At 72.6% G+C, this 23751-nt stretch carries 25 protein-coding genes; 21 read left to right on the top strand and 4 right to left on the bottom strand.

Annotated features, from left to right (window positions below):
• Window positions 1-87: 87 nt before the first annotated feature.
• Both IE95_RS0104375 and IE95_RS0104370 read left to right on the top strand, forming a co-directional pair.
• Window positions 88-861: a GNAT family N-acetyltransferase gene (locus IE95_RS0104375; protein WP_030150412.1), complete on the top strand. Its 774-nt coding sequence runs from the start codon at window positions 88-90 to the stop codon at window positions 859-861.
• Between the two features lie 102 nt (window positions 862-963).
• Complete coding sequence (locus tag IE95_RS0104370; RefSeq protein ID WP_030150411.1) at window positions 964-1362, top strand: arsenate-mycothiol transferase ArsC; 399 nt, start codon at window positions 964-966, stop codon at window positions 1360-1362.
• 6 nt (window positions 1363-1368) lie between these two features.
• Here IE95_RS0104370 and IE95_RS0104365 read toward each other — a convergent pair whose 3' ends face one another.
• Window positions 1369-2586 (bottom strand): AMP-binding protein, encoded by a 1218-nt coding sequence (locus tag IE95_RS0104365; RefSeq protein ID WP_084689800.1) that lies wholly within the window; start codon window positions 2584-2586, stop codon window positions 1369-1371.
• A gap of 214 nt (window positions 2587-2800) precedes the next feature.
• Between IE95_RS0104365 and IE95_RS0104355 the strand changes: the two genes are divergently transcribed.
• On the top strand, window positions 2801-3490 hold the full coding sequence (locus tag IE95_RS0104355; RefSeq protein ID WP_240666313.1) for a hypothetical protein: 690 nt from the start codon (window positions 2801-2803) through the stop codon (window positions 3488-3490).
• A gap of 69 nt (window positions 3491-3559) precedes the next feature.
• On the opposite strand, the gene IE95_RS0104350 is transcribed toward IE95_RS0104355, so the two are convergent.
• On the bottom strand, window positions 3560-4570 hold the full coding sequence (locus IE95_RS0104350) for an LLM class flavin-dependent oxidoreductase (RefSeq protein ID WP_036570848.1): 1011 nt from the start codon (window positions 4568-4570) through the stop codon (window positions 3560-3562).
• A gap of 51 nt (window positions 4571-4621) precedes the next feature.
• Window positions 4622-5206 (bottom strand): sugar O-acetyltransferase, encoded by a 585-nt coding sequence (locus tag IE95_RS0104345; protein WP_030150406.1) that lies wholly within the window; start codon window positions 5204-5206, stop codon window positions 4622-4624.
• A gap of 66 nt (window positions 5207-5272) precedes the next feature.
• Between IE95_RS0104345 and IE95_RS0104340 the strand changes: the two genes are divergently transcribed.
• The 17 genes from IE95_RS0104340 to IE95_RS0104260 all read left to right on the top strand — a co-directional run bounded on the left by IE95_RS0104340 (window position 5273) and on the right by IE95_RS0104260 (window position 20426).
• A complete protein-coding gene (locus tag IE95_RS0104340; protein WP_051702715.1) occupies window positions 5273-6385 on the top strand; it encodes a serine hydrolase domain-containing protein in 1113 nt (370 codons plus the stop codon).
• 113 nt (window positions 6386-6498) lie between these two features.
• Window positions 6499-6855: an S-adenosylmethionine decarboxylase family protein gene (locus IE95_RS0104335; protein WP_036570846.1), complete on the top strand. Its 357-nt coding sequence runs from the start codon at window positions 6499-6501 to the stop codon at window positions 6853-6855.
• Window positions 6856-6878: 23 nt separating this feature from the next.
• Window positions 6879-7595, top strand: coding sequence for a DUF4178 domain-containing protein (locus tag IE95_RS0104330; protein ID WP_030150403.1), 717 nt, complete (start codon window positions 6879-6881; stop codon window positions 7593-7595).
• Window positions 7596-7655: 60 nt separating this feature from the next.
• A complete protein-coding gene (locus tag IE95_RS0104325; protein ID WP_030150402.1) occupies window positions 7656-7880 on the top strand; it encodes a DUF350 domain-containing protein in 225 nt (74 codons plus the stop codon).
• Window positions 7881-7882: 2 nt separating this feature from the next.
• Window positions 7883-9565 carry a polyamine aminopropyltransferase gene (locus tag IE95_RS0104320; RefSeq protein WP_240668884.1) on the top strand — a complete coding sequence of 561 codons (1683 nt, stop codon included), beginning with the start codon at window positions 7883-7885 and terminating at the stop codon, window positions 9563-9565.
• A gap of 339 nt (window positions 9566-9904) precedes the next feature.
• Window positions 9905-10606 (top strand): thioesterase II family protein, encoded by a 702-nt coding sequence (locus IE95_RS19460; RefSeq protein WP_051702714.1) that lies wholly within the window; start codon window positions 9905-9907, stop codon window positions 10604-10606.
• Window positions 10603-11451 (top strand): helix-turn-helix transcriptional regulator, encoded by an 849-nt coding sequence (locus IE95_RS20640; RefSeq protein ID WP_030150399.1) that lies wholly within the window; start codon window positions 10603-10605, stop codon window positions 11449-11451. The genes IE95_RS19460 and IE95_RS20640 overlap by 4 nt, the downstream gene beginning before the upstream one ends.
• Complete coding sequence (locus IE95_RS20635; protein ID WP_164984133.1) at window positions 11448-12308, top strand: MBL fold metallo-hydrolase; 861 nt, start codon at window positions 11448-11450, stop codon at window positions 12306-12308. Before IE95_RS20640 ends, IE95_RS20635 begins: the two co-directional genes overlap by 4 nt.
• A 43-nt stretch (window positions 12309-12351) precedes the next feature.
• Window positions 12352-13848: an MFS transporter gene (locus IE95_RS0104300; RefSeq protein WP_084689796.1), complete on the top strand. Its 1497-nt coding sequence runs from the start codon at window positions 12352-12354 to the stop codon at window positions 13846-13848.
• Window positions 13849-13943: 95 nt separating this feature from the next.
• Window positions 13944-14948, top strand: coding sequence for an AvrD family protein (locus tag IE95_RS0104295; protein ID WP_129429556.1), 1005 nt, complete (start codon window positions 13944-13946; stop codon window positions 14946-14948).
• 46 nt (window positions 14949-14994) lie between these two features.
• A complete protein-coding gene (locus tag IE95_RS0104290; RefSeq protein ID WP_030150395.1) occupies window positions 14995-15702 on the top strand; it encodes an AAA family ATPase in 708 nt (235 codons plus the stop codon).
• Window positions 15689-16702 carry a beta-ketoacyl-ACP synthase III gene (locus IE95_RS0104285; RefSeq protein WP_030150394.1) on the top strand — a complete coding sequence of 338 codons (1014 nt, stop codon included), beginning with the start codon at window positions 15689-15691 and terminating at the stop codon, window positions 16700-16702. Before IE95_RS0104290 ends, IE95_RS0104285 begins: the two co-directional genes overlap by 14 nt.
• A 13-nt stretch (window positions 16703-16715) precedes the next feature.
• Window positions 16716-16979 (top strand): acyl carrier protein, encoded by a 264-nt coding sequence (locus IE95_RS0104280; protein WP_030150393.1) that lies wholly within the window; start codon window positions 16716-16718, stop codon window positions 16977-16979.
• Entirely contained in the window at window positions 16976-17638 is a 663-nt protein-coding gene (locus IE95_RS0104275; RefSeq protein WP_051702712.1) for an HAD family hydrolase, read from the top strand. The genes IE95_RS0104280 and IE95_RS0104275 overlap by 4 nt, the downstream gene beginning before the upstream one ends.
• Window positions 17639-17684: 46 nt before the next feature.
• The gene (locus IE95_RS0104270; protein ID WP_051702711.1) at window positions 17685-18272 is read left to right on the top strand and encodes an AAA family ATPase; all 588 of its coding nucleotides are present in this window, start codon (window positions 17685-17687) and stop codon (window positions 18270-18272) included.
• A gap of 63 nt (window positions 18273-18335) precedes the next feature.
• A complete protein-coding gene (locus IE95_RS0104265) occupies window positions 18336-19175 on the top strand; it encodes a DedA family protein (protein WP_084689794.1) in 840 nt (279 codons plus the stop codon).
• 51 nt (window positions 19176-19226) lie between these two features.
• Complete coding sequence (locus tag IE95_RS0104260) at window positions 19227-20426, top strand: MalY/PatB family protein (protein WP_030150389.1); 1200 nt, start codon at window positions 19227-19229, stop codon at window positions 20424-20426.
• A 6-nt stretch (window positions 20427-20432) separates the two neighbouring features.
• Here IE95_RS0104260 and IE95_RS0104255 read toward each other — a convergent pair whose 3' ends face one another.
• Window positions 20433-21080, bottom strand: a complete 648-nt coding sequence (locus IE95_RS0104255; protein WP_051702710.1) for a TMEM175 family protein — start codon at window positions 21078-21080, stop codon at window positions 20433-20435.
• A gap of 223 nt (window positions 21081-21303) precedes the next feature.
• Between IE95_RS0104255 and IE95_RS0104250 the strand changes: the two genes are divergently transcribed.
• A complete protein-coding gene (locus IE95_RS0104250; protein WP_240666317.1) occupies window positions 21304-23325 on the top strand; it encodes a penicillin-binding transpeptidase domain-containing protein in 2022 nt (673 codons plus the stop codon).
• Window positions 23326-23751: the final 426 nt, after the last annotated feature.

The following is a 23751-nucleotide window of genomic DNA, read 5'->3' as shown; positions in this document are numbered from 1 at the left end:
GTGAAAAGGGGTGAGCGCGCTCCCTGGCGCCTGTACCGTGCGGAACGCGCAGCAGGTCGCTGCCCGCGACCTCCGAGGAGCCTGGCCATGTTCTCCCAGACGATCACCGACTTCTGGCACGCGCCCCTCGTGGGCGGCGACGTCCTGTACCGGGACGCGGCGCTCACGGTCGTGAGCGACGCGGGCCTGCCCGAGGACCGTCGCGTCACGGTGCTGACGACCCGTGGCGCGGACGCCTCGGGCAGACCTGCCGACCCGGTCGCACCCTCCGACGGGCACGGTGCCGTCCTGGTGGCGGTGACCCCGCGGGTCGCGGGCCTCCTGGACCTCGCCGGACCGCGGGCTGTCACCGAGCGGTCGGTGCGCCGGGCGCTGCGGACCGCGGGGATCGCGCTGCACGAGGCCGACTGCGTCTTCCACCTCACCGCCCGGGCCGAGGCGGAGCTGCGCGCCGACGCCGACGCACCCGGCGTGCGCCGACTGACCGCCCAGGACGCCACGGCCTTCTCCGCGTTCGGGGCGAGCGCGCCCGAGCAGGACCTCGACGACGCGTACGTCGAGCTGGACCACTGGGCCGTGTTCGGTGCGTTCGAGGGCGAGCGGCTCGTGGCAGCCGCGAGCATGTACCCCTGGGGAGGATCACGACTGGCGGACACGGGCGTCCTGACGCTCCCCGACGCACGGGGGAAGGGACACGCCCGCCAGGTCGTCCGGGCGATCAGCCGCTACGCCCTGTCGCAGGGCTACGAGCCGCAGTACCGCTGCCAGGTCGACAACGCCGCGTCCCGCGCCCTCGCAGCCCGTGCCGGGTTCACGCAGCTCGGGACGTGGGAGGTCGTCTCGCCCGACTCGACCGACTGACCCTTGGGTCCTTCCGTGCTCCACCGGTAGCGTGGGACCTGCGACCAGCACGGCCGGACGTCGGCCGACGTCCGGTCGGCCGACGACCAGGAGGACCCCCCGATGAGCACCCCCCGATCCGTCCTGTTCGTGTGCGTCAAGAACGGCGGGAAGTCGCAGATGGCCGCCGGGCTGGCCCGGCGGATCGCCCCCGACGTCCGGGTCGACTCGGCCGGGACCTCGCCGGGGTCGAGCCTCAACGCGCTCTCGGTCGCCTCGCTCGAGGAGGTCGGCGTCGACCTGTCGGGCGAGCACCCCAAGCCCCTGACCCCGGAGCTGGTCGCGGCCGCGGACGTCGTGGTCGTCCTCGGCCGCGAGGCGCAGGTGACCACCGACGACGGGACGCCCGTCGTGGTCTGGGACACCGACGAGCCGTCCCTGCGCGGGATCGAGGGCATGGAGCGCATGCGGCTCGTGCGCGACGACATCGCGGCACACGTGCGGGACCTGCTGGTCCCCTGAGAAGGGTCAGGCGGTCGGGGCCGCGCCGCCCGTCGAGTGCCCCGGACCGTCGCCGTCGGTCGGCTTGCCCAGCACGTTCTCCCGCACGACGCGGCGCAGCACCTTGCCGATCTGCGAGCGCGGCAGGTCCGGCACGACGAACAGGTGCTTGGGCAGGGCGTAGCGCGCGAGCTTCTGCTCGCCCCACTCGCGCACGGCCGCGAGGTCGATCGGGAGACCGCTCGCGGTGCCCTGGTCCTCGTCGAGCACGACGGCCGCTGCCACGCGCTCGTCCGAGCCCTCGCCGGGCAGGCCCACGACGGCCACGTCCCGGATCCCCGGCATGAGGCGCAGGTGGTCCTCGACCTGCGACGGGTAGATCTTGAACCCGCCGGTGATGATCATCTCCTTGATGCGGTCGACGAGCGTGACCACCCCGTCGGCGTCGACGGTCACGACGTCGCCCGTGCGCAGCCACCCGCCGTCGAGGAGCTGGTGGGCCGTCTCCTCGGGGCGGTTCCAGTAGCCCTGGAAGACCTGCGGCCCGTGGATGAGCAGCTCGCCGCGGACCGTGCCGTCCTCGCCCGGGACGGCGTCCTTCGTCGGGTCGTCCTGGTCGACGACCCGGATGTCGGTGCTCGGGAACGGCAGGCCCAGCGTCCCGGGACGGCGGTCGACCGAGACGGGGTTGCCGAGCGCGACGGGGGAGGCCTCGGTCATGCCGTAGCCCTCGATGAGCAGACCGCCGGTCGCTTCCTCCCAGGTGCGCGCCGTCGTCGGGCTGATGGGCATCGCCCCCGCGAACGCGAGCCGGATCGAGTGCAGGTCCACCGGCTTGCCCGCCGCGCGGGCCGTGGCGGCCGCGGCGGCGATGCGGTCGAACATGGGCGCGACGCCCGGGAGGAAGGTCGCGGGGCGACGCTTCTGCGCGGCCAGGAACGACTCGGCGTCGAACTTGGGGAACGCGACGAGCGTCGCGCCGATCCGCGCCGGGAGCGTCAGGCAGAACATGAGACCGAACGCGTGGAAGAACGGCAGGACGCCGTAGACGGTCTCCTCGCCCTCGCGGAACGACGCCCACGCCTGACCCTGCACGGTGTTCGCGACGAGGTTGCGGTGCGTCAGGACCGCGCCCTTGGGCGTGCCCGTCGTGCCCCCCGTGTACTGCAGGAGCGCGATGTCGTCGGCCGCCGGCTGGGGCGTGGACGGGTCGAGCGGGCAGGTTCTGGGGTGCCACCACCTCAGGCCCGACGGCGCATCTCGCCTGAGGTGGTCTGAGGTGCCTTAGGGGTGAGGCCGCCGGGCGAGGGACCCTTCCTCGCGCGGTTCGACCAGCGCCTCGGCGACGTGCCGTGACCAGGCCCGCCCGTGAGGCGGACGGGTCGGTTCCCACCCGTTGCCAACAACGGTCGCCGGTCGCAGACTGGAATGGACCGGACCCCTTGATGGAGGTGCCCTCGTGACATCGACGTACGACGTGCTACCGATGCTTGGACGCGGCAAGCACCGCAACCCGAAGAAGGGCGCGTGCTTCATGGAGCTCGCGTCGTACCTGGCCGGCGAACGCTGGAGCGACCATCCCCAGTGCACGCACCCGCTGGTCGCGATGCTCGCGCGAGCGGTCAACGACCTCACGAGCGATGCAGCCCGGCCGCGCCTGGCGATCCTCATCCCGTCCGTGATCGGGCTGCGGTCCGACGACCCGCGCTGGAGCGTGTGGATCTCGCTGCGTGCGGCGCAGACGGCGCTGCCCGTCTCGCCGAGCGACCGGCAGGACGTCCTCGCGGTCGCGATCATCGCGGGCGAGCGCATGCTGGACCAGCTCGAGGGCCGTGAGCCCGGTACCCGGACGCAGGCGTCGCAGGACGCCCTGGACATGGTGCCCCGCACGGCGGCCTGGGCGGAGTCGTTCTGCAAGGGCTCACGGCTGCGTCCCGCACGGTTCGCGCGCGACGCTGCGCCGAGCATCGTGGCGGCCGCGGTCCAGGGCATCTCGGAGGCGGGATCCCGTGACGCCGACGACGCGCTCTACGATCTGCTGTCCTCGACCATCGAGGCGGCACGGGGCTGGGCCGCGGCCGAGCCCGTCGAGCCGCTCGAGCCCAGCGACTGGGAGCCGGTGGTGCGGAGCGTCGGTGCGCAGGTCTGACGACGCCCGAGCCGTCTCCGCCGGGAAGTGACCTCACGCCTCTGACTCGCGCGAGTCAGGGGCGTGAGGTCACTTCCCGGCGGGCGCCACGACCCGTGCGAGCGCGTCGAGCGCTGCGAACGGGTCGTCCGGTCGTCCGGGGTCGGGGCTCGTGGGGACCGCGACCACGCTCGTGACCCCGTGCGCGTCGAGCGCGGCCAGTCGCGCCCGGACCACGTCGGGGGGCCCGACGATCGCGAGCTGGTCGACCCACTCGTCGGGCATCGCGCGGGCGAACGCCTCGGGGGTCCCGGTCGAGTCGCGCAGCGCCCGGAACGCGGTCGCGAACGGCAGCGGGTCGATCTGCGCGGTCCAGTCGGCGGCCCCGAACGTTCCCAGTGCGGGTCGGACGATCTCGCGGGCCGTCGCGACGTCGTCGTGCACCACGGTGAGGGCGAACGCGACGAGCGTGTGCTCGGGCGGGGCACTCGGTCCGGCTGCGGCGCGGCCGCGCTCGACGGCCTCGCGGACGACTCCCAGGTACTCGGGGGTCACGGGCATGTCGAGGATGGTGCCGTCGGCGACGCGGCCCGAGACTTCCAGGGACCTGGGCCCGCGTACCCCGTCGAGGACGGGTGGCGCGACAGCCGGAGCGCTGTACAGAGCAACGTCATTGAGTTGTACGTAGCGTCCGTCGACGGTGAGGCGCTCGCCGTGCAGCAGCGAGCGGACGGCGCTCGTCGTCTCCTCCAGCAGGGTCAGGGGGCTCGCCGGCCACACCCCGATCTGCCGCATCCACGCGGGCATCCCGTGCCCGATCCCCAGCAGCAGCCGCCCCGGGTGGAGCTCGGCGAGCGTGCCGGCCTCGAGGGCCGTCATGGCGGGACTGCGCACCGCTGCCGGCAGGATCCCGATGCCCACGCGGATCGACTCGGTGCGCGCGAGGATCGTCGCGGCCTGCGCGACCCCGCCCCGGAAGAAGCAGTCCTCGACGACCCAGACCTCGTCGAGGCCTATCTCCTCGGCGCGCGAGACGAACGGCAGCAGGTCGGTGACCGGCAGGTCGCGCGGCACGATCACGCCGAGACGAGGACGGGGCACGGTGGTTCTCCTTCGGACGGTTCGCGAGACGGAGCAGGCGGGCGAGCACGGTCAGCCGAGGGACGAGTCGAACCCGGTGGTGCGCAGGACCTTCGCGGGCACCCCTGCGACGATCGTGTCGGCCGGGACGTCCTTGGTCACGACCGCTCCGGCACCCACGATCGCACCGTCGCCGATGGTCACGCCTGGGACCACCGTGACCGATGCCCCCAACCAGACCTTGCGTCCGATCCTGATCGGTGCCGGGATCATGTCCGCGCGGCGGGAGGGGTCGACCGCATGGTTCAGGGTCGTCAAGGTGGTCCCGTGGCCGATGAGGGTCCCGTCCCCGATGGCGATCCCACCGGTGTCCTGGAAGCGGCAGCCACTGTTGACGAAGACGTCCTTGCCCAGGGTCAGGTTCTTGCCGAACTCGCAGTGGAACGGCGGGAAGAGCGTGACCGACTCGTCCACGACGACCCCCGTCAGCCGCGACAGCAGACCGCGCACCTCGTGGGGCGTGCGATAGCCGGAGTTGAGCTCGGCGACGACCCGCAGCGCCTCCTGGGCCGCGCCGTGCATGAAGGCGTGCTCCGCGGACCCTCCCTCGATGAGGTCGCCGCGGTTCACGTGCTCCAAGAAGTCCTCGAGGTCCATCCGTCGATCCTGCCACTCCCGCAAAGCCCTGGCCCGACTCGGCCCGCGAGGCATACCGTCGAGGGCATGAGCCTCACCACGGGATCCTTCGCCGCGTTCGACGACCACCTGCGGCGTGCCGCCGCGCGCGACGAGTTCTCGGGGGTCGTGCTCGTCTCACGGGAGCGCGAGACGCTGTTCGAGCAGGCCTACGGCGTGGCCTCGCGACGCTGGGGTGTGCCCGTCACGGTCTCGACACGCTTCGACGTCGCGTCCGTGACCAAGCTCTTCACATCGGTGGCCGTCCTCCAGCAGGTCGCGGCCGGGACCCTCGACCTGGACGCCTCGATCCACGACTACGTCGACCTCGACGGTACCCAGATCCCGCGGGAGGCGACGCTGCGCCACCTGCTGTCGCACACCTCGGGCATCGCGGACGACGCCGACGAGGAGGCCGGCGAGTCCTACGAGGCGCTGTGGGTCGACAAGCCGAACTACTCGGTCACCCGGACCGCGGACTTCCTGCCCCAGTTCGTCCACAAGACCCCGACGTTCCCCGTGGGCGAGGGCTGCCGGTACTGCAACGTGGGGTACGTCCTGGCCGGGCTGGCGCTCGAGCGCGCCACGGGTCTCACCTACCGCGACTACGTCCGCGAGCACGTGTTCGCGCGCGCGGGCATGACGTCGTCGGGCTTCTTCGACATGCGCGAGGCGGTCCCGGACGTCGCGGAGGGCTGGGAGCCCGTCCGCGCGGCGGCGGCCGACGGCGACGCGCCCGTCGTGGGATGGCGGCAGAACATCTACAGCTACCCGCCCATCGGCTCGCCCGACGGCGGCGCGCACGTCACCGCGGCCGACCTCGTCCGCTTCCTCGACGCCGTCCGGGCGGGCGAGCTGCTGCCGCCCGACCTCACGGACGCGTTCCTGAGCCCGCAGGCCCTGCACCACGAGGTGCCCGGCGCCGGCCCGGGGCAGACGGCGGCGCTGCACCACGCGTTCGGCCTCGAGATCGAGGTCACCGAGGACGGGAGCGTGCGGTCGCTGTCCAAGGACGGGATCAACACGGGTTCGAGCGCGATCGTGAAGCACTACCCGGGGCGGGGCGGCGAGCCCGGCGTGACGATCGCGGTCGTGTCCAACAGCGAGGACGGGGCCTGGGACCCGATCAGGCGGCTCGACGACCTGATCACCGGGGAGTAGCCGCGGGCGCGGCGTCGGTCGGGTGAAGCCTGGTTCCAGCCGGCATCTGCATTTTTCCGGAACGTCGGGCATCCGCTACCGTGACGCCGCCAGCCGCTGCTCAGGGAGAACATGTGCCGACCGATCCGGTCAACCGCAACCTCGTCTACGTCTTCGACATCTCAGGAGGGGACCCCGCTCTCCTCGACGACGAGACCACCGTCCGCACCTGTCTCTCCCGGCTCGTCGACCGTGCGGGGCTGACCCCGCTCGGCGAGACCTCGCACCGGTTCGTCCCGCAGGGGTTCAGCATGGCGACACTCCTGGCCGAGTCCCACCTCGCGGTCCACACGTGGCCCGAGGACGGCACCGCCTACGTGACCCTCACGACCTGCCGCGCACCGTCGTCGGGAAGCTTCGAGGAGGACACGCGCAACCTGCTGCGCGAGACCTTCTCCGCCGCCGGCGTCGCCGTCCGGACCCTCCTGTGAGAGCTCGCCGCCCCAGGGCGCGCATGTCGCTCGGCAAGCACCTGATCGGTGTGCCGCCCTGGCGGTCGCTGCCACAGGGCGTCGTCGTCTACGGCGAGAAGGACCCGAGCGACGGCGTCACGTACTACTGGGAGGAGTGGGAGGTCCTCGGGTACGAGAACCTCGACTTCTGGGTCGAGTACGACCACGACACGAAGGCCGTCACGCTCTACCGTCCCGCGGAGTCCGAGGAGGCCCTCGACCCGACGCGGATGCGCAAGGGCCAGGTCGTCACCGTGACGCTCAGCGGTCGGAAGTACCGCACGAAGGTCACGGAGGTCGGGGTCGGGACCATCGCGTCGCTCGACGGGTCCTTCACCTACGACCTGACGGTGGGCCAGCGCGTCGCGTACGCCGAGCTCCGGACCCAGGACCTGGTCCTGTCGCTCGAGAAGTTCGACGACCGCGTGATCGACCTCTACCACGGCACCGTCCTGGACGCCGCGGGCCAGAAGGCCCACTTCGGCAAGCGTGTCGCGCCGCGCGACGTCAAGGTCAACCCCGTGGTCGCGTTCGTGCTGATCCTCGCGACGGGCATCGGCCTGTTCTCCGCGTGCGGGGACCGCGACGTCGTCGACGACGACTGCACGCCCCGCACGGTCGAGCAGCAGTACGACGCGAGCGGCGACCCGGTCACGACCGACCAGACCTGCTACCGCCGATCGGTCTACGGCGGCGGTGGCGGCGGCCTCGGCAAGTAGCGCCCCGCACGACCGCACGACGACTCGACCACACCCACCCTCACGACACCCGGAGCAACCATGAGCATCATCGACGAGCTGCGCCTCGACGCCTTCCTGTCCACGATCGTCTACTCGGTGCTGGGCATCGTCCTGCTCGTCCTGACGATCGTGGTCGTCAACTACCTCTTCAAGCTCAACCTGCACCGCGAGCTCGTCGAGGAGCACAACACGGCCTTCGGGATCATGATCGCCGGGCTGGCCGTCGCCATCGGCATCATCATCGCGGGGACGATCCTCTCCTGACCGTGGTCGGCGAGACGCGCACGGAGACCGGACGGCCCGCAGGAGGCGCCGGGTCCGCGGGAGGCGGGCCGCCCGCCGGGGACGCGCCGCCCGCGGGGGACGCGCCGCCGTCGGGCCGTGGCATGGACAAGCCGACCGTGTTCGCGGCGGCGCTGCTCGTCGCGGTCGGCGGGATCATCTACGAGCTGATCCTCGGCACGGCCGCGTCCTACCTGTTCGGCGACTCGGTCGTCGCGTTCTCCGTCGCGACGGGCCTGACGCTGTTCGGCATGGGGATCGGATCCCTCCTCGCGACGCGCCTGGCCACGAACCCGGGCCTGAACTTCGTGCGCAACGAGGTCGCGCTCGCCCTGCTGGGCGGCAGCTCGGTCCTGATCCTGTACGCGGCGTTCAGCCTGACCGAGATCTACTGGCTGGTCTTCGTCCTGCTGTCCCTCGCGCTCGGTGTGGGGATCGGCGTCGAGATCCCGCTGCTCGTCGCGCTGCTCAAGGAGCACGGGCGCGACGAGTCCGTGGGGCTGCTGTCGAAGGTCCTCGCGGTCGACTACTTCGGGGCGCTCGCCGCGTCGCTGCTCTTCCCGTTCGTCATGCTCCCGTACCTGGGGCTCATGCGGACGGCGTACGCGGTCGCGCTGCTCAACGTGCTGGTCGCGGTGTTCATGCTGCGGCGCATGGGACGACGCACGCGCTGGACGTGGCTCGCCCGGCTCACGGTCGTGCTCCTCGTGGCGTGCTTCGCGGCGTCGAGCGCGATCGAGGGCGCGATCAACACGCGGCTCTACCAGGACCCGGTGGTCCACTACGAGTCGACGGCCTACCAGAAGCTCGTCCTGACGAGCTTCGGCGACGACGTCCGGCTCTACCTGAGCGACCAGCTCCAGTTCTCGTCGGTCGACGAGGCCAGGTACCACGAGACGCTCGCGCACGCGACGCTCACGTCGGTCGCGGCGCCCGCGTCGGTCGCGATCCTCGGGGGAGGGGACGGGCTGCTCGCGCGCGAGGTCCTGCGGTACCCGAGCGTCCGGGAGGTCACCGTCGTGGACCTCGACCCGGCCGTGACCGAGCTCGCCCGGACCGACCGCCTCGTGAGCGACCTCAACGAGCACGCGTTCGACGACCCGCGAGTGCGCGTCGTCAACGGCGACGCGTTCCGCTTCATGGACACCACCGACAAGACGTTCGACGCGGTCCTGGTCGACCTCGTCGACCCGTCCAACGAGCGCATCGCCAAGCTGTACTCGACCGAGTTCTACGCCATGGTCGCGAACCACCTGCGGCCCGGGGGCGTGTACGCGACCCAGGCGACGTCGTCGTACTTCACGCCGCACGCGTTCTGGCAGGTCGCCGCGACCGTGCGCGCGGGCTCGCCCGGGCGGACCGTGGTCCCGCTGTCGGTCAACGTGCCCTCGTTCGGCGAGTGGGGCTTCGTGCTGTCCCTGCCTGCCGTCGCTGGGCAGGGCGAGGCGGAGGCTCCCGGGACCCTCGGGCCCGACGGCGCAGCGCGCCTCTTCGGCGCCACGCCCCTCCCGGACGGGCTGCGCTTCCACACGCTCGACTCGCTGCGGGCCACCGCGACGCTCGCGGGCGACCACCCGGGACCCGAGGTCGACATGCAGGCCTCGACGCTGCTGTCACCCGTGGTCTACCGGACCTACCAGCAGGACATGTCGCGCTGGCGGTACTGACCTCCCGCGAGCCCCTGCCCGCCAGGTGAGACGGAGCGGGGGAAGCAGTTGCGGCGGTCGCCGCAAGGCTGGACGCTAGGCCTGCTGTCCCGGACCCGGGGTGCGCGCGGCACACAGGCGCCGCCCGCCCGCGGGTCGAGGAAGAGGGCGGAGAGCGGGGGGAGCGCGGTGGACGACGTCATCGCACGACGTACGAGCATGCCTGGACACACCGGGGCGGCGGACCGTCCGGAGCGGGCGGGTCGATGTCGACCACCCGACCGCCGCCCCGCGAGCCCGCGCTCGCGGAGGCGCACGAGCGCATCGTCCCCCACCCGACGCCCCGCCAGGAGACCGCCCATGCGTCCCGTCACGCTCTACTGCTTCCACCACGCCGGAGGGAACCCCGCCGGGTTCCGTCCCCTGCGCGCGGCGCTCGCCCCCGAGGTCGACGTGGTCCCGCTCGCCCTCGAACGTCCTGGCGAGTCCGCGACGATCGAGAGCATCGCCGAGGACGTCGGCCAGGGCCTCACCGGCGTCGACCTCGGCGACGCCCACCTCTACGGGCACAGCATGGGAGGACTGGTCGCCTACGAGCTGTGCCGCACGAGGGCCGAGCGCGGCGAGTCGCTCCCTCGCTCGCTCGTCCTCGCGGCCGTGGCACCCCCCGGGGCGCTCGACCCGTCGGACGGACGCGCCGAAGCGCTGCTCCGTGCCGGTGCGAGGCTCCTGCCCGCGCCGGGCCTCGCCGAGCGGACCACGGCCGGGGTGCGTCGCTCGCTCGCCTACGCGCCGCCGGTCCGTCCCGTGCCCACCCCGTTCGAGCTCGTCCACGGGACACGTGACGAGGTCGTCACCGCGCAGCTCATGCGCGGCTGGGGCGAGTACACGCACGGGCGGCTGCGCGAGCACGCGGTCGACGACGGGCACCTCTTCCACCGTGCGCCCGCGCTCGCCCGGCTCGTCCGCTCGCTCCTCGTGCCCGGCGCCCCCGCGCCGGTCTGCACCCGCGCGCGACGCCACGGACGCGGGCCCGTCGCGAGCACGGGGCTGAGCGCATGAGCGCACCGTCGCAGGTCGTCGCACCCCCGGTCCGATCGTCCGACGGCGACTCGCGGCGCCGGTCGCTCGCGCTGTTCCTGCGCGCCCGGCGCGAGAGCCTGCAGCCCGAGGACGTCGGGCTGCCCCCCAGCAGGCGGCGCCGGACCCCGGGCCTGCGGCGCGAGGAGGTCGCCGTCCTCGCCAACGTCGGGGTGACCTGGTACACCTGGCTCGAGCAGGGGCGCGAGATCGGGGTGTCCGCGGTCGTCGTCGAGTCGATCGCGCGCGCCCTGCGCCTGACGGACGGCGACCTCGCCTACCTGTACGAGCTGACCGGTACGCGGCTCCCGTCGAGGTCGAGCGCCCCGACCGAGCTGCGCGACAACCTCGTGCGCGTGCTCGACGGGTTCTCCGAGCTCCCCGCCTACGTCGTCGACCGGTACTGGAACGTCGTCGCGACCAACGAGCTCGCCGAGCACGTCTTCGGCAGCGAGGTCGGGGCCAACTGCCTCGCCGACTTCTTCACCGAGGAGCGGGTCGCGGAGCGCTATCCCCAGCGGGCCCTCGTCGGACGCATGATCGTGGGACAGCTCCGCCGGCAGGCTGCGGCCTACCCGTCCGACCGGACGTTCGACCTGCTCGCCGACCGGGTCTCGGCCGCGTCCCCGGAGTTCGCCGCGTACTGGACCTCGCACTCGGTCGGGGTGGAGCCGCACGTCGACATCACCTACGACCACCCGCAGATCGGCCGCCTGACCTGGCAGTGCACCGTCCTGAACCCGCTCGGAGGCGAGGACCTGCGGCTGTTCCTCTACCTGCCCCGACCCGGGACGGGGACCGCCGAGGCTCTCCAGAGGCTCCGGTGAGCGCCGTGACCCGCTGGAACCGACCAGCTCGCCCCCGCGTCCTGCGCGTGGGAGACCTCCGGGTCCGTTACGTCCCCGACGGGACGGTCCAGCTCCACCCGCAACGGTGGTTCTCGCTCCCCGACGACGACCGGAGCGTGCCGCCAGGGCTGCTCGACCAGGACGGGTACCTCGTCGGCTCGGTCGGTGCCCTGCTCGTCGAGGCACCCGGCTGGTCGGTCCTGGTCGACACCGGCTTCGGCCCTCGGACGCTCGCCGCGGAGGCCACGCACCCTGCGCTCGGCACGCTGCGCGGGGGAGGGCTCGACCGCTTGTCCCCCGGGGTCCTCGAAGGGCTCGACCGGGTCCTGTTCACGCACCTGCACGAGGACCACGCGGGCTGGCTCGCGCACGGGGAGCATCCGGTCGGTGCCGCGCTGCGTTCGGTCCCGCACGTCGCGTCGTCGATCGAGCTCGACGCGCACCCGGCGCTCGCACGGGGTGCGTGGGAGGTCGCCGAGCACGGTCGGTCGATCCTGCCCGGCCTCACGGCGCTCGCCAGCCCGGGGCACACCGCCGGCCACACCTCCTACCTCCTGGAGTCGCGGGGCGAACGCCTGCTGTGCTTCGGCGACGTCATGCACAGCAGCGTCCAGGTGGGGCTCCCAGCGCTCGGCTCGTGCTTCGAGGCCGACCCCGTCAGGTCCCGGGCGACGCGCGCCGAGACGCTCGACCTGCTCGCCGAGCCCAGGACGGTCGGCGCGGGCAGCCACTTCGCCGACGTCGTGCTCGGTCGGGTGCGCCGCTCCAGGGAGGGCGGGCGCACCTGGTCGCCCGCCGAGGACGCGAGCAGCCTGGTGGTCCCAGCACCCCTATAAGGCCGCTCTGGATGACGTGCTCGCCCGCGCCCATCCTCGAGGCATGACACGAACCAGCGAGGACCTCGCGCTCACCGGTCGTCAACGACTCGTCCTGATCGTGCTCCTCGGCGCACAGTTCATGTTCGCGCTCGACTTCTCGATCGTGACGGTGGCGCTGCCCGTGATCGGCGAGGACCTGGGGATCCCCGACGCCGACCTGCAGTGGATCGTGACGGCGTTCGCGCTGACCGCGGCGAGCCTCGTCCTCGTGATGGGGCGGGTCGCGGACCTGCACGGGCGCAAGCGGATGTTCCTGATCGGCATGGTCGTGCTGACCGTGGCGTCGGCCGTGGGCGGGTTCGCCACCGAGCCCTGGGTGCTGTTCGCGGCCAGGGCCGGGCAGGGGCTCGCGACCGCGATCACGATGCCGGCCGCGCTCTCCCTCCTGACCACGTCGTTCGAGGAAGGACCGCTGCGGAACCGTGCCCTGGGGCTCAACGGCGCCCTGCTCTCGCTCGGTTTCGCCGTGGGTGCCGTCCTGGGTGGCGTCGTCACCGACGTCCTCGGGTGGCGCTCGACGTTCCTGATCAACGTGCCGGCGGGGCTGCTCATCCTCGCGGCCGCGCCCTTCCTCCTCACCGACCACGGCGAGCGCAAGCAGCAGAAGCTCGACGTCCCCGGCGCGGCGCTCCTGTCGACAGGGCTCCTCGCCCTGGTCCTCGGCATCTCGACGGGTGAGCGCTCCGGGTGGGGGTCGCCCGCGTTCCTCGGGCTCGTCGCCCTCTCCGTCACGGCGTTCGTGAGCTTCTGGTTCGTCGAGAGCAGGTCGTCGCACCCGCTGGCCGCCGTGACCATCCTGCGCAGGCCCACGGTGTCCTGGGGAAACCTCGCCGGGTTCACCACGTTCGCGATGGAGAGCAGCAAGGTCTTCCTCCTGACCCTGTACCTCCAGCGCGTGCTCGAGGCGTCGGCGCTCGCGACGGGGCTCGCCTTCGGGGTGCTGGGCGCGGGAGCCTTCACCGGAGGGCTCGTCGCGGCGCGGATCATCGACCGTCTCGGGGCCAAGGGGACGCTGCTGCTCGGTCTGACCCTGCAGGGCGTCACGACCCTCACGTTCCTCCTTCTCGGGGTGGGCGAGGCGCTCGGGTTCGTCCACATCCTCCTCGCGACGGCCGTGGGCGGGTTCGGGCACGTCCTGGTCATCGTGGCCTACACGGTGACGGTGACGTCGGGTCTGCCCGACTCCGAGCAGGGACTCGCGACCGGGCTCGCCGGCCAGACGCAGCAGATCGCGTTCACCGTGGGGACCCCGCTCATCAGCGCAGTCGCGATCGCGTTCGCCACCGGGCGGTTCGACGACCCGAGCTCGAGCGAGGCGGTGCTCGGCGGCGTCCACGCGGGTCTGCTCGTGAACGCCGTGCTGATCCTCGCCACCGCGGTCCTGATCCTGGTCTTCCTGCCGGCCGAGCGGCGGCCCGGCGGGGACCGGTCCGCGACCGACCTCGCGGACGCCGGTGCGGGACGTGCAGACCGGCCGGTCCCGCACGGCCGGGGGTGACCCCGCCGCGAGAGGGACCGGTCCACGACGACGGGTCCCGCGCCACCCAGCAGACACGACCGACCGGAACGCTCACGAGGAACCAGGAGGACACCATGGCCACCGAGAACGGCACCTCGACGGCGCTCCCCACGCTCCCGACGATCGACGACCTCCTCGGCCCCTCGGCGTCGCGCTTCTTCGGCAGCGGCTACCGGGGGACCGACCCCCGGCTGCGGTCCGTCGCCGTCCGGCACGACGGTGCGGCCTCGCGGCTGGACGCCCGCGGGTCGATCAGCGTCGCGGAGCGCTGGTCCACCAAGGGGGACGTCGACCAGCTGCCGCACCTGAGCACCACCGACGTCCTGGTCCTGGGTGTGCAGGCCGCCGAGATCCTGCTGGCCGCCACGTTCTCGCCCGCCTTCCTGGTCGACGTCGTGCTGCGGCGCGTCGTGGTCGTCGCCGGGAAGGACCCGGTCGAGGGGGCCCACCAGGACTTCGCGGTGTCCGCCAGGCTCGACGACGCGTGCCGGGACCGGGACGTGACCGTCCACGCGTTCGTCGGGACCATGACGGTCGAGGTCACCGTGCACCGACCCCTGGCCGTCGCCGGGCGCGTGGACCTGACCGTCGCCTCGCCCGACGAGCTGCTGGGCGCTGCGCCGCGCCGCGTCCACGGCTCGGGGTACGCCGGCCGCTCGGTCGACGTGCGGGACGTCGCGACGGTCGGCCACGACGAGGCGCACGCGCAGCTCGTCGCGGCCACGCTTCCCGGGACCGCGGACCAGGACCTCGGCATCGGGGCGACCGCCCGCCCGAGCCTCTCCTTCGTCGAGGCGTTCGTCGCGACGCTCCAGCTCGCCCAGGTGCTCCTCTACGAGCTGGACCACGTCCCGCGTGCTGAGAGCAGCACGCTGTGGATGCGACGGACCGTCGTCGAGTCCGACGGCACAGCGCTCTGGCTCGACACGACCCACCCCATCGAGGTCGCCCTGGTCCGACCACGGCTCGTCGTGCTTCGCGGGGAGACCTGGCGCTGCACGGAGGCCCGCGCCGTCGTCGGGCACGGCACGAGCGTGCGCTGCGACGTCGCCCACCGCATCCCGTCACCACCACGGTGACCATCCCACCGACCACCGCTCGACCCACCGAGGAAAGAGGACTGTCATGAGGCTCGCGATCTCCGGGACCTACTCGTCAGGCAAGACCTTCACCACCCTCGCGCTCGCGCACCTCACCGGGATCCCCCGGAGCGCGGCCAAGACGATGCGTGAGCTCCTCCCGATCTCCGTCCCCGGCAAGACCCTCGAGGAGTGCAGCGCAGCGGAGATCCTCATGCTGATCACCCGGCGCAACACCGAGCGAGCGGTCAACGAGTCGCACCTGGGCGACACGTTCATCTCGGACGGCTCCTCGCTGCACGAGTGGGTCTACGGCACGGTGCGCGTCCTGGTGGGCATCAACCCGAACGACTCGATCGACCTCGACTCCGTCGAGCGCACCGACGCGATCCGGTTCTTCGAGGAGGTCATCGACGCACTCGGCGTCCCCGCCAAGCAGCACGCCGCGGCGAGCTACGACGCGTTCGTGCACCTGCCCATCGAGTTCCCGCTCGTCGCCGACGGGCACCGCCCGGTCAACGAGAAGTTCCGGCGGCTCGCGGACGAGAAGCTCCAGCGGGAGATCGCCGCGCTGGGCATCCCCAACGTGAGCATCGGCGGCTCGATCCCGGAGCGCCTCCAGGCGATCACCGACCACTACGACCTGCCGCGCGTCGTGACCATCGAGGAGGCGGTGGCCCGGGCACAGGTCGACTACGACCTGCTCGACGTGCGGGACGAGAAGGAACGGGTGGTCGCGCATGTCCTCACGTGACCGACCGGGCGCAGCGGTCCTGCGCGGTGTGGGCGGGTACCTGCCGCCTCGGGTCGTGAGCAACGACGACCTCGCGGCGCTCGTCGACACCTCGGACGAGTGGATCAGGACACGGACCGGGATCAGGGAACGGCGCTTCGCCGACGAGGGGTGCGCGACGTCCGACCTCGCGGTCGAGGCCGGGCGCCGGGCGCTCGCCTCCGCGGGAGAACCGGCCGTGGACCTGGTCGTCGTCGCGACGAGCACGCCCGACCGGTCGTGCCCGGCCACCGCCCCTCTGGTGGCGAGCAGGCTAGGGCTCGGCGCCGCGGCGGCCTTCGACCTGGCAGCCGTGTGCTCGGGCTTCGTCTACGCGCTCGCCCAGGCCAGTGCGGCGGTGCTCGCCGGGCTCCACCGCCGGGCGCTCGTGATCGGCGCCGACCAGTTCACCTCGATCGTCGACCCGCGCGACCGCGCGACGTCGATCCTCTTCGGCGACGGCGCGGGGGCCGTCGTCGTCGACGGGGGCGACCCCGACGAAGCGGGGAGCCTCGGTGCGTTCCACCTCGGCTCCGACGGGAGCGCCCACGACCTCATCACCGTCCCGGCCGGCGGCTCGAGGGTTCCGCACCGTGAGGTCGTCGACGCCTCCGACGCGTACTTCCGGATGGACGGGCGGTCGGTCTTCGGCGCTGCCGTCGCGGCGATGTCGTCGTCGTCGCGCCGTGCGCTCGCCCTCTCGGGGTGGTCGGTCGAGGACGTCGACTGGTTCGTCGCGCACCAGGCCAACGAACGCATCCTGCGACTCGTGGCGCACTCGCTGGGCATCGCGTCGGAGAAGGTCGTGATCCACCTCGACCGCGCCGGCAACACCTCGGCCGCGTCGATCCCGTTGGCGCTGGCCGCGTACGCCCGTACGTTCGCACCGCACGAACGCATCCTGCTGACCGCCTTCGGTGGAGGAACCACCTGGGGCGCCGCGACGGCGACGTGGCCACGCCTCGTCGTCCAGGACCTCTGAGAAGGAGCGCACCATGACCGAGACCGTCTTCGACCCGACCTCCGAGTCCATCGCCGACCTCGTCAGCCGGGCAATCCCAGGGCTGCCGGACCTGCGCCCCGCCGGCGCGACCTTCGACGACCTGGCCATCGACTCGCTCACGACCGCGGAGATCGCGGCCGTGGTGAGCCAGGCCTACGGTATCGAGGTGAGCGACTACGACGTCGCGAGCCTGGGCGACCTCGACGGCCTGAGCCGGCTCGTGCGGGACCGGATCGCGGCGGGCGGCGACGTGTGAGCGAGCCTCCCCGGGTCGCGGCCTACCTCGACGTCGACGGGACGCTGACGACCGGTGTCACGCTCTTCGAGCTGCTCCGCTTCGACGCCGCCGAGCGGGGAGCGGACCAGGAGGCCGCCGCGTTCCTGAGGGACATCGCGACGATGCGGGAGGCGGGCGTGACCCGGACCGAGCGCAACCGGCACTACTTCACATGGTGGGCGGGGAGGTCGGTCGGGGACGTCGTGCAGGTCGGTCGCCGGTGGTTCGCCTCGGCGGGTCGAGGTGGCGTCCTGCGCCCGCAGGTGGTCTCGATCGTCGAGCGGCACCGTCGCGCGGGGCACGTCGTGGTCCTGGTGAGCGGGTCCTTCGCACCCGCGCTCGCCCCGCTCGCGAAGGTGCTCGGCGGTGCTCACCTGCTGGTCACCGACCCGGAGGTGCGCGAGGGGCGGTTCACGGGGTGCGTGGCCGTCCCGATGATCGGTGAGGCGAAGGCCAGTGCCGTCGCCGAGCACGCGCGGCGGGAGGGGATCTCGCTGCCGCACTCGGCCGCGTACGGCGACGACCTGTCCGACGCCGGCTACATGGGGCTGACCGGCCACCCGACGGTCGTCGCGGTCCCCGGCGCACCCCTCGCGGTCGTGGGGGGCCGGCGTGGCTGGGGCCTCGTGGCCGTCTGAGGGCTGCGCGGCGTGGAGTGGTGAGGGACGACGGGAGGAGACGGGCGTGCGCGTCGCGGTGGTTGGGGCCCACGGGGTCGGCAAGTCGACCCTGTCGGGGGAGCTGGGGCGCCGGACGGGCCTCGCGGTCCCCGGGCTGGACGCCATGAGGGACCCGGTCGGCTCGCCGCCCAGGTCGCTCCTCGAGTGCACCGAGGCCGAGGTGCTCCAGCTGAGCCTGCGGCGGTACGCCCAGCGCGTCGAGCAGGAGAGCGCGACGCCCGACATGATCTCCGACGGTTCGGTCCTGCACGAATGGGTGTACGCCGCGGTGAGGCTGCGTCGTCAGGCACTCTCCGGTGCGCGGCAGGACGGCGTCCTGCGCGACGTCGTGGACGGTTTCCTGCGTGAGGCCTGTGCCCGTGCGGCGCGCACCTACGACCTCTTCCTGCTCCTCCCGGTCCGGTTCCCGCTCCCACCCGAGGACCGGCCGGTGAGCGAGTCGTTCCGGGCCGAGGCCGAGGCGCTCACGCGGGAGACGACCGCGGAGACGGGCGTCCCGGTGCACCTCCTCGACGGGACGGTCGAGGACCGGGTCGCCGCCGCGGCGTCGATCGTGGGGCGTGTCCGGCACGAGAGAGTGAACAGCCCGTGAAGGTGCTCAGCGGAGACACGCCCGAGCTCGAAATGTCCGGTGTCCGGCGCATAGTGTCTGCGCATGCCCTTCGCGAACCTCTCTGTCGACCTCGTGCACGTGGCCGCCGCGAGCGAGCCCGAACTGGGTGGCGTCGCGGGCTGGGCCGTGTCGCTCATGGAGACGCTGGGCGTGTTCGGCGCCGGTCTGGCGATCGCGCTCGAGAACCTGTTCCCGCCGCTGCCGAGCGAGGTCATCCTGCCGCTCGCGGGCTTCACCGCGAGCCGCGGGAGCTTCAACGTGTTCGCCGCGGTGATCGCGACGACCGTCGGGTCGCTCGTGGGGGCGATCGCCCTGTACTACGTGGGTGCCCTGGTCGGGCGTGAGCGCACGCGCCGGATCATCGGCTGGCTGCCGCTCGTCAAGCTCGAGGACGTCGACCGCACCGAGGCCTGGTTCCACAAGCACGGCAGCATGGCCGTCTTCTTCGGGCGCATGATCCCGATCTTCCGGAGCCTGATCTCGCTCCCGGCGGGAGTGGATCGCATGCCGCTGCCGAAGTTCGTCCTCCTGACGACCGCGGGCAGCCTCATCTGGAACAGCATCTTCGTCGGGGCGGGTTTCGCCCTGGGGGAGAGCTGGCACCTGGTCGAGGAGTATGCGGGGGTCCTGCAGAAGATCGTGATCGGGGCCGTGGCCCTCGCGGTGGTCGCTTTCGTGGTGATGCGGGTCGCCCGGTCGGTCCTCGCGGGCGCGCCCCCGGCGCACGGGCGTCGTGCGCGTCCCGCCCTGCCCGACGACGGTGCGCAGGTTCCCAGCGAGGGCGCCACGGAGCGGACCAAGACGCCCACGACGACGCTCGCGCTACCCCAGGGGGTCTTCGAGCGGTCCGGGGTCGGCGCCGGGCGGCCCTCGACCGACTGAACCGACTGAGCGGTCCCGTCCACCGGGTGCTCCCGTCGTAGGCTCGATCTCGTGACCACCTCTCCCTTCGCGACCGACAACCCGCTCGACGCCGTCAGCCTGGACGCGCTCCGCCGTCGGACCAGCCTCAAGTGGCGGGCCTACGCCCCTGACGTGCTGCCCCTGTGGGTCGCCGAGATGGACGTCGAGCTCGCACCGCCCGTCGTCGAGGCGGTGACCGAGGCCATGCGCTCGGGGGACACCGGGTACGACTACGGCACCTCGTACGCCGAGGCTCTCGCCGGCTTCGCGAGGCTCCGCTGGGACTGGTCGATCGACCCGTCGAGCACCCGCATGATGCCCGACGTGATGCTCGGGATCATGGAGATCCTCAAGGTCCTCACCGGCCCGGGGGACGCGGTCGTGGTCAGCCCGCCCGTCTACCCGCCGTTCTTCGGGTTCACGCAGAACGAGGGGCGCCGGATCGTCACCGCACCGCTCACCTCCGACTTCCGCCTCGACCTCGACGCGCTCGACCGTGCCTTCGCCGACGCGACCGGCGCCACCCTCAACGGGACCGGACCAGGGAGCGGGCGCCGGGCCGTCTACCTGCTGTGCAACCCGCACAACCCCACGGGCACCGTGCACACGCGCGAGGAGCTCGAGGCGCTCGCGGCCCTCGCGCGCCGCCACGGCGTGCGCATCGTGTCCGACGAGATTCACGCACCGCTCACGGCGCCCGGGGTCGCCTGCACACCGATCGTGACCGTCGCCGGGGCCGAGAACGCGATCGCGGTCCTCTCTGCCTCCAAGGCGTGGAACCTCGCGGGCCTCAAGGCGGCGATCGCCGTCGGCGGCCCCGAGGCCGTCGACGACCTGCGGCGCATCCCCGAGGAAGTCGTGCACGGCGTCGGCCACGTCTCCGTGATCGCGCACGTCGCCGCCCTCACGGACGGCACCCCGTGGCTCGACGCGGTCCTGCGCGGGGTCCGCCGCAACAAGCTGCTCCTCGTCGACCTCCTGGAGGAGCACCTGCCACAGGTCCGCTACCAGCCGACGCAGGGCACCTATCTCGCCTGGCTCGACATGTCCTCGGTGTCGGACGACCCGTACCGGTTCTTCCTCGACCGGGCCAAGGTCGCCCTGAACGACGGTCGGCACTTCGGGCCGGGAGGGGCCGGGCACGTGCGGCTCAACCTCGCGACGAGCCAGGAGGTGCTGACCGAGGCCGTCCGGCGGATGGGCGAGGCGGTGCGTCCGACGTCCGTGTAGCGGGTCCTACGAGGCCTCGCCGTCGCCGCCCTGCTCGCGCGGTCGGCCGGTCCGGCGCCGCTCGGCCCACCGGGTCAGCGGCCCGGCCAGGAACAGCAGGAAGAGCCAGAACATGCCGACCCCCGGGGCGACCACCGCGAGCACCAGGATCACGAGCAGCAGGAGCACCGCGACGAGCGCTCCCTTCACCTCGAGCTCTCCCCGGACCTCGGGGTGCTGGAGGTCGGGGTCGCGGACCGCCAGCCACTCGACGAGTGCCAGGCTGCCCGTCGTCACGATCATCACCGAGATGTACAGGGCGTTGACCGCTGGTTCGTCGGTGCCCTGGTCGGCCAGGAGCTGGGTCGTGAAGGGGATGAACACGATGCTCGCGAGCCACAGGAAGTTGGCCCACAGCATCGCGTTCGAGTAGTCCCGCAGGTGCTCGAACACCCGGTGGTGACCCACCCAGAAGTTCGCGATGACCACGAAGCTGATCGCGAACGCGAGGAAGGTGCCGCGCTCGTCGGCGAGCAGGGACGCCACCGAGTGCTCCTCGCCGTCCGTCACGAGGTCGATCAGGGGCAGCACGAGCAGCGTGATCGCGATCGCGACCGACGCGTCGGTGAAGTTGACGAGGCGGTCGAGCCCCCGGTCGGTGCGGATCCTCGGCATCTGTGCCTCCTCCGGTCGTCTCCACTGTAGGAAGGGCCTGGCGTCCCGGCGCGGTGGACCGGGTTGGCGGAGAACCTGTGACGCTCCGGAGAAGACGTGCGCGCCGTGGCCGCGCTCCCGCGTGGGCGTGGGCTAGCCTCGCAGGCGGGCGAGGATGCCCGGGTCAACTCTTTCCGCCGACCCGTCGGCGGACCGTCTGCCGCAGGGCATCGAGGGGGAGCACGTGGTTCGCACGCAGCAGGTCGACAGGCGCACCGAGGCACGACGCCTCACCTGGCGGCGGGCGCTCGGCCCGACCGCCCTGGCGGTGCTGGCCCTGACGCTCACCGCGTGCAGCGACGACGCCCCCAGCCCCGACGGCGCCGCCGACGACCTCGCCGCCGCGATCGCCGAGGGTGACTTCGAGGGTGTCGCGCTCACCCAGGCGAACCTCGACGTCTCAGCGCACCGCGACGCGGTGCTCGAGCCGCTGGCCGCGGTCGGACGCACGGTCACCGTCGCGAAGCTCGACGTCGCCACCGAGGGTGAGAACAAGGGCAAGCAGGCGACGGCCACGCTCGCGTACACCTGGGACGTCACGGACACCACGCCGTGGACCTACGAGACCACGGTCGATCTCGTGCTTCAGGACGCGCCGGACGGCGGAGCGAAGCAGTGGGCCGTGGCGTGGGAGCCCGACGTCCTGGTCCCGGACCTCAAGGACGGCGACCGCCTGGCGGTCACCCGCGTCCGGCCCGAGCGCGCGCAGATCCTGGGCGCCGACGGCGGACCCGTCGTCGAGCCGCGTCCCGTCCACCGGATCGGCGTCGACAAGATGAACCTCGACCCCGCGCGCCAGGACGCGGTCGCGCGCCAGGTGGGCGCCGCCGTCGGGATCGACGTAGAGGCCTACGCGCAGAAGGTCGCCGGGGCGGGCGAGAAGGCGTTCGTCGAGGCCATCGTGGTCCGCACGGACGACACCGCGGGCATCGACGTCGCAGCGGTGCGCGCGATCGACGGCGCCTCGGTCGTCGACGGGGAGCTCGACCTCGCCCCGACCAGGACCTTCGCGCGGGCCATCCTGGGGCGTGTGGGCGACGCGACGGCCGAGGCCGTCGAGGAGTCCGAGGGGCAGGTCGTCGCGGGCGACACGATCGGCCTGTCGGGGCTCCAGCGGCAGTACGACGTCCAGCTCCGGGGGACGCCCGGGATCACGGTGAGCGTCGTCGCCGACGGCAGCGCCGGCGAGGACACGGGTCAGGACCTGGACGGCGACGGGCAGCCCGACCCGGTCGAGGACGTCACGGACGTCTTCACGGTCGACCCGGTCGCCGGCGTGCCGCTCGCGACGACGCTGCGCACCGACATGCAGGTCGTGGCCGAGAGCGTGCTGTCCGGCGTCCCGTCGGCGAGCGCGATCGTCGCGATCGAACCCTCGACGGGCAACGTGCTCGCTGCGGCGAGCGGTCCGGGAGGCGACGGGACGTCCACCGCGACCACCGGGAAGTACGCCCCCGGGTCCACGTTCAAGGTGGCCTCGGCGCTCGCGATGCTCCGCTCGGGGATCACGCCCGACACGACCGTGGCCTGCACGCCGGACATCACGGTCGACGGCCGCACCTTCCAGAACGTCCCGGGGTTCCCCGCGGCGGCGATCGGGGACGTGCCGTTCCGGACGGCGTTCGCCAACTCGTGCAACACCGCGATGATCGCGCAGCGGGACGCGGTCTCGCAGCAGGCGCTGCACGACGCCGCCGCCGACCTCGGTCTGGGCGTCGAGGCGGACCTGGGGGCCCCCGGCTACTTCGGGTCGGTGCCGGCCACCGCCGAGGCCACCGAGCATGCCGCGTCGTTGATCGGCCAGGGCAAGGTCGAGGCCTCGCCGCTGGGCATGGCGACGCTCGCGGCGAGCGTCGCGAAGGGCGAGCGGGTCTCGCCCGTCCTGGTCCGGCCCGAGGTCACGCCCGCGGCGGCCGAGACCCCGACGCCGTCCGCTCTCACGGCCGACGAGGCCGCGACGCTGCGCAGCCTCATGCGCTCGGTCGTCACGGACGGCAGCGCGAAGCTGCTCGCGGACCTGCCCGGCGAGGTGGGGGCGAAGACCGGGACGGCTCAGTACGGCGACGGCAACCAGGCGCACGCGTGGATGATCGCGATCCAGGGCGACCTCGCCGTGGCCGTGTTCGTCGAGACGGGCGACGGTGGGTCGGTGACCGCGGGCCCTCTCCTGAAGGCCTTCCTCGACGCCCCGAACACCGACGGGTAGCGGCCGGGCCCGTGAGACGTTTCCGTCCCAGGGAATAGAGTCGTGGCCCGACGACGTTCCCTCCTCGGCTACCATCGGTAGCCGTGGGCGACGATCGCCTGCACCGCCGGCCCCCGGGCCGGCCCGAACGGGAGTCGAATCCTTGCTGAACCGGTGGAACTTCACCGCGCGCCGTGACGTCGATCTGCGACGAGTCGCCAGCGCGCTCTGTTGTTGACCCACTGAACCGCTGGGCCCCAGGCCCGCACAGCAGTCCTCCCCACCCTCCTGACCTCGGCGTGCCCGCCGCGAGCCCGTGCTGCACGGACCCGCCCCGGCTGCGCCGCGCACGAGACGCGCGACCCGTACGGGCTCGCGTCCACGCGACCCAGACGTCGGGATCCTCCTTCCTCCGGGCCGGGACGACTGCACTCCCTCCCTCTCGCG

It is taken from the genome of Oerskovia turbata (assembly GCF_000718325.1).
Taxonomy (GTDB): domain Bacteria; phylum Actinomycetota; class Actinomycetes; order Actinomycetales; family Cellulomonadaceae; genus Oerskovia; species Oerskovia turbata.
The sequence above is the reverse complement of the archived record's forward strand: the minus strand, read 5'-3'. Positions and strand labels throughout refer to the sequence as shown.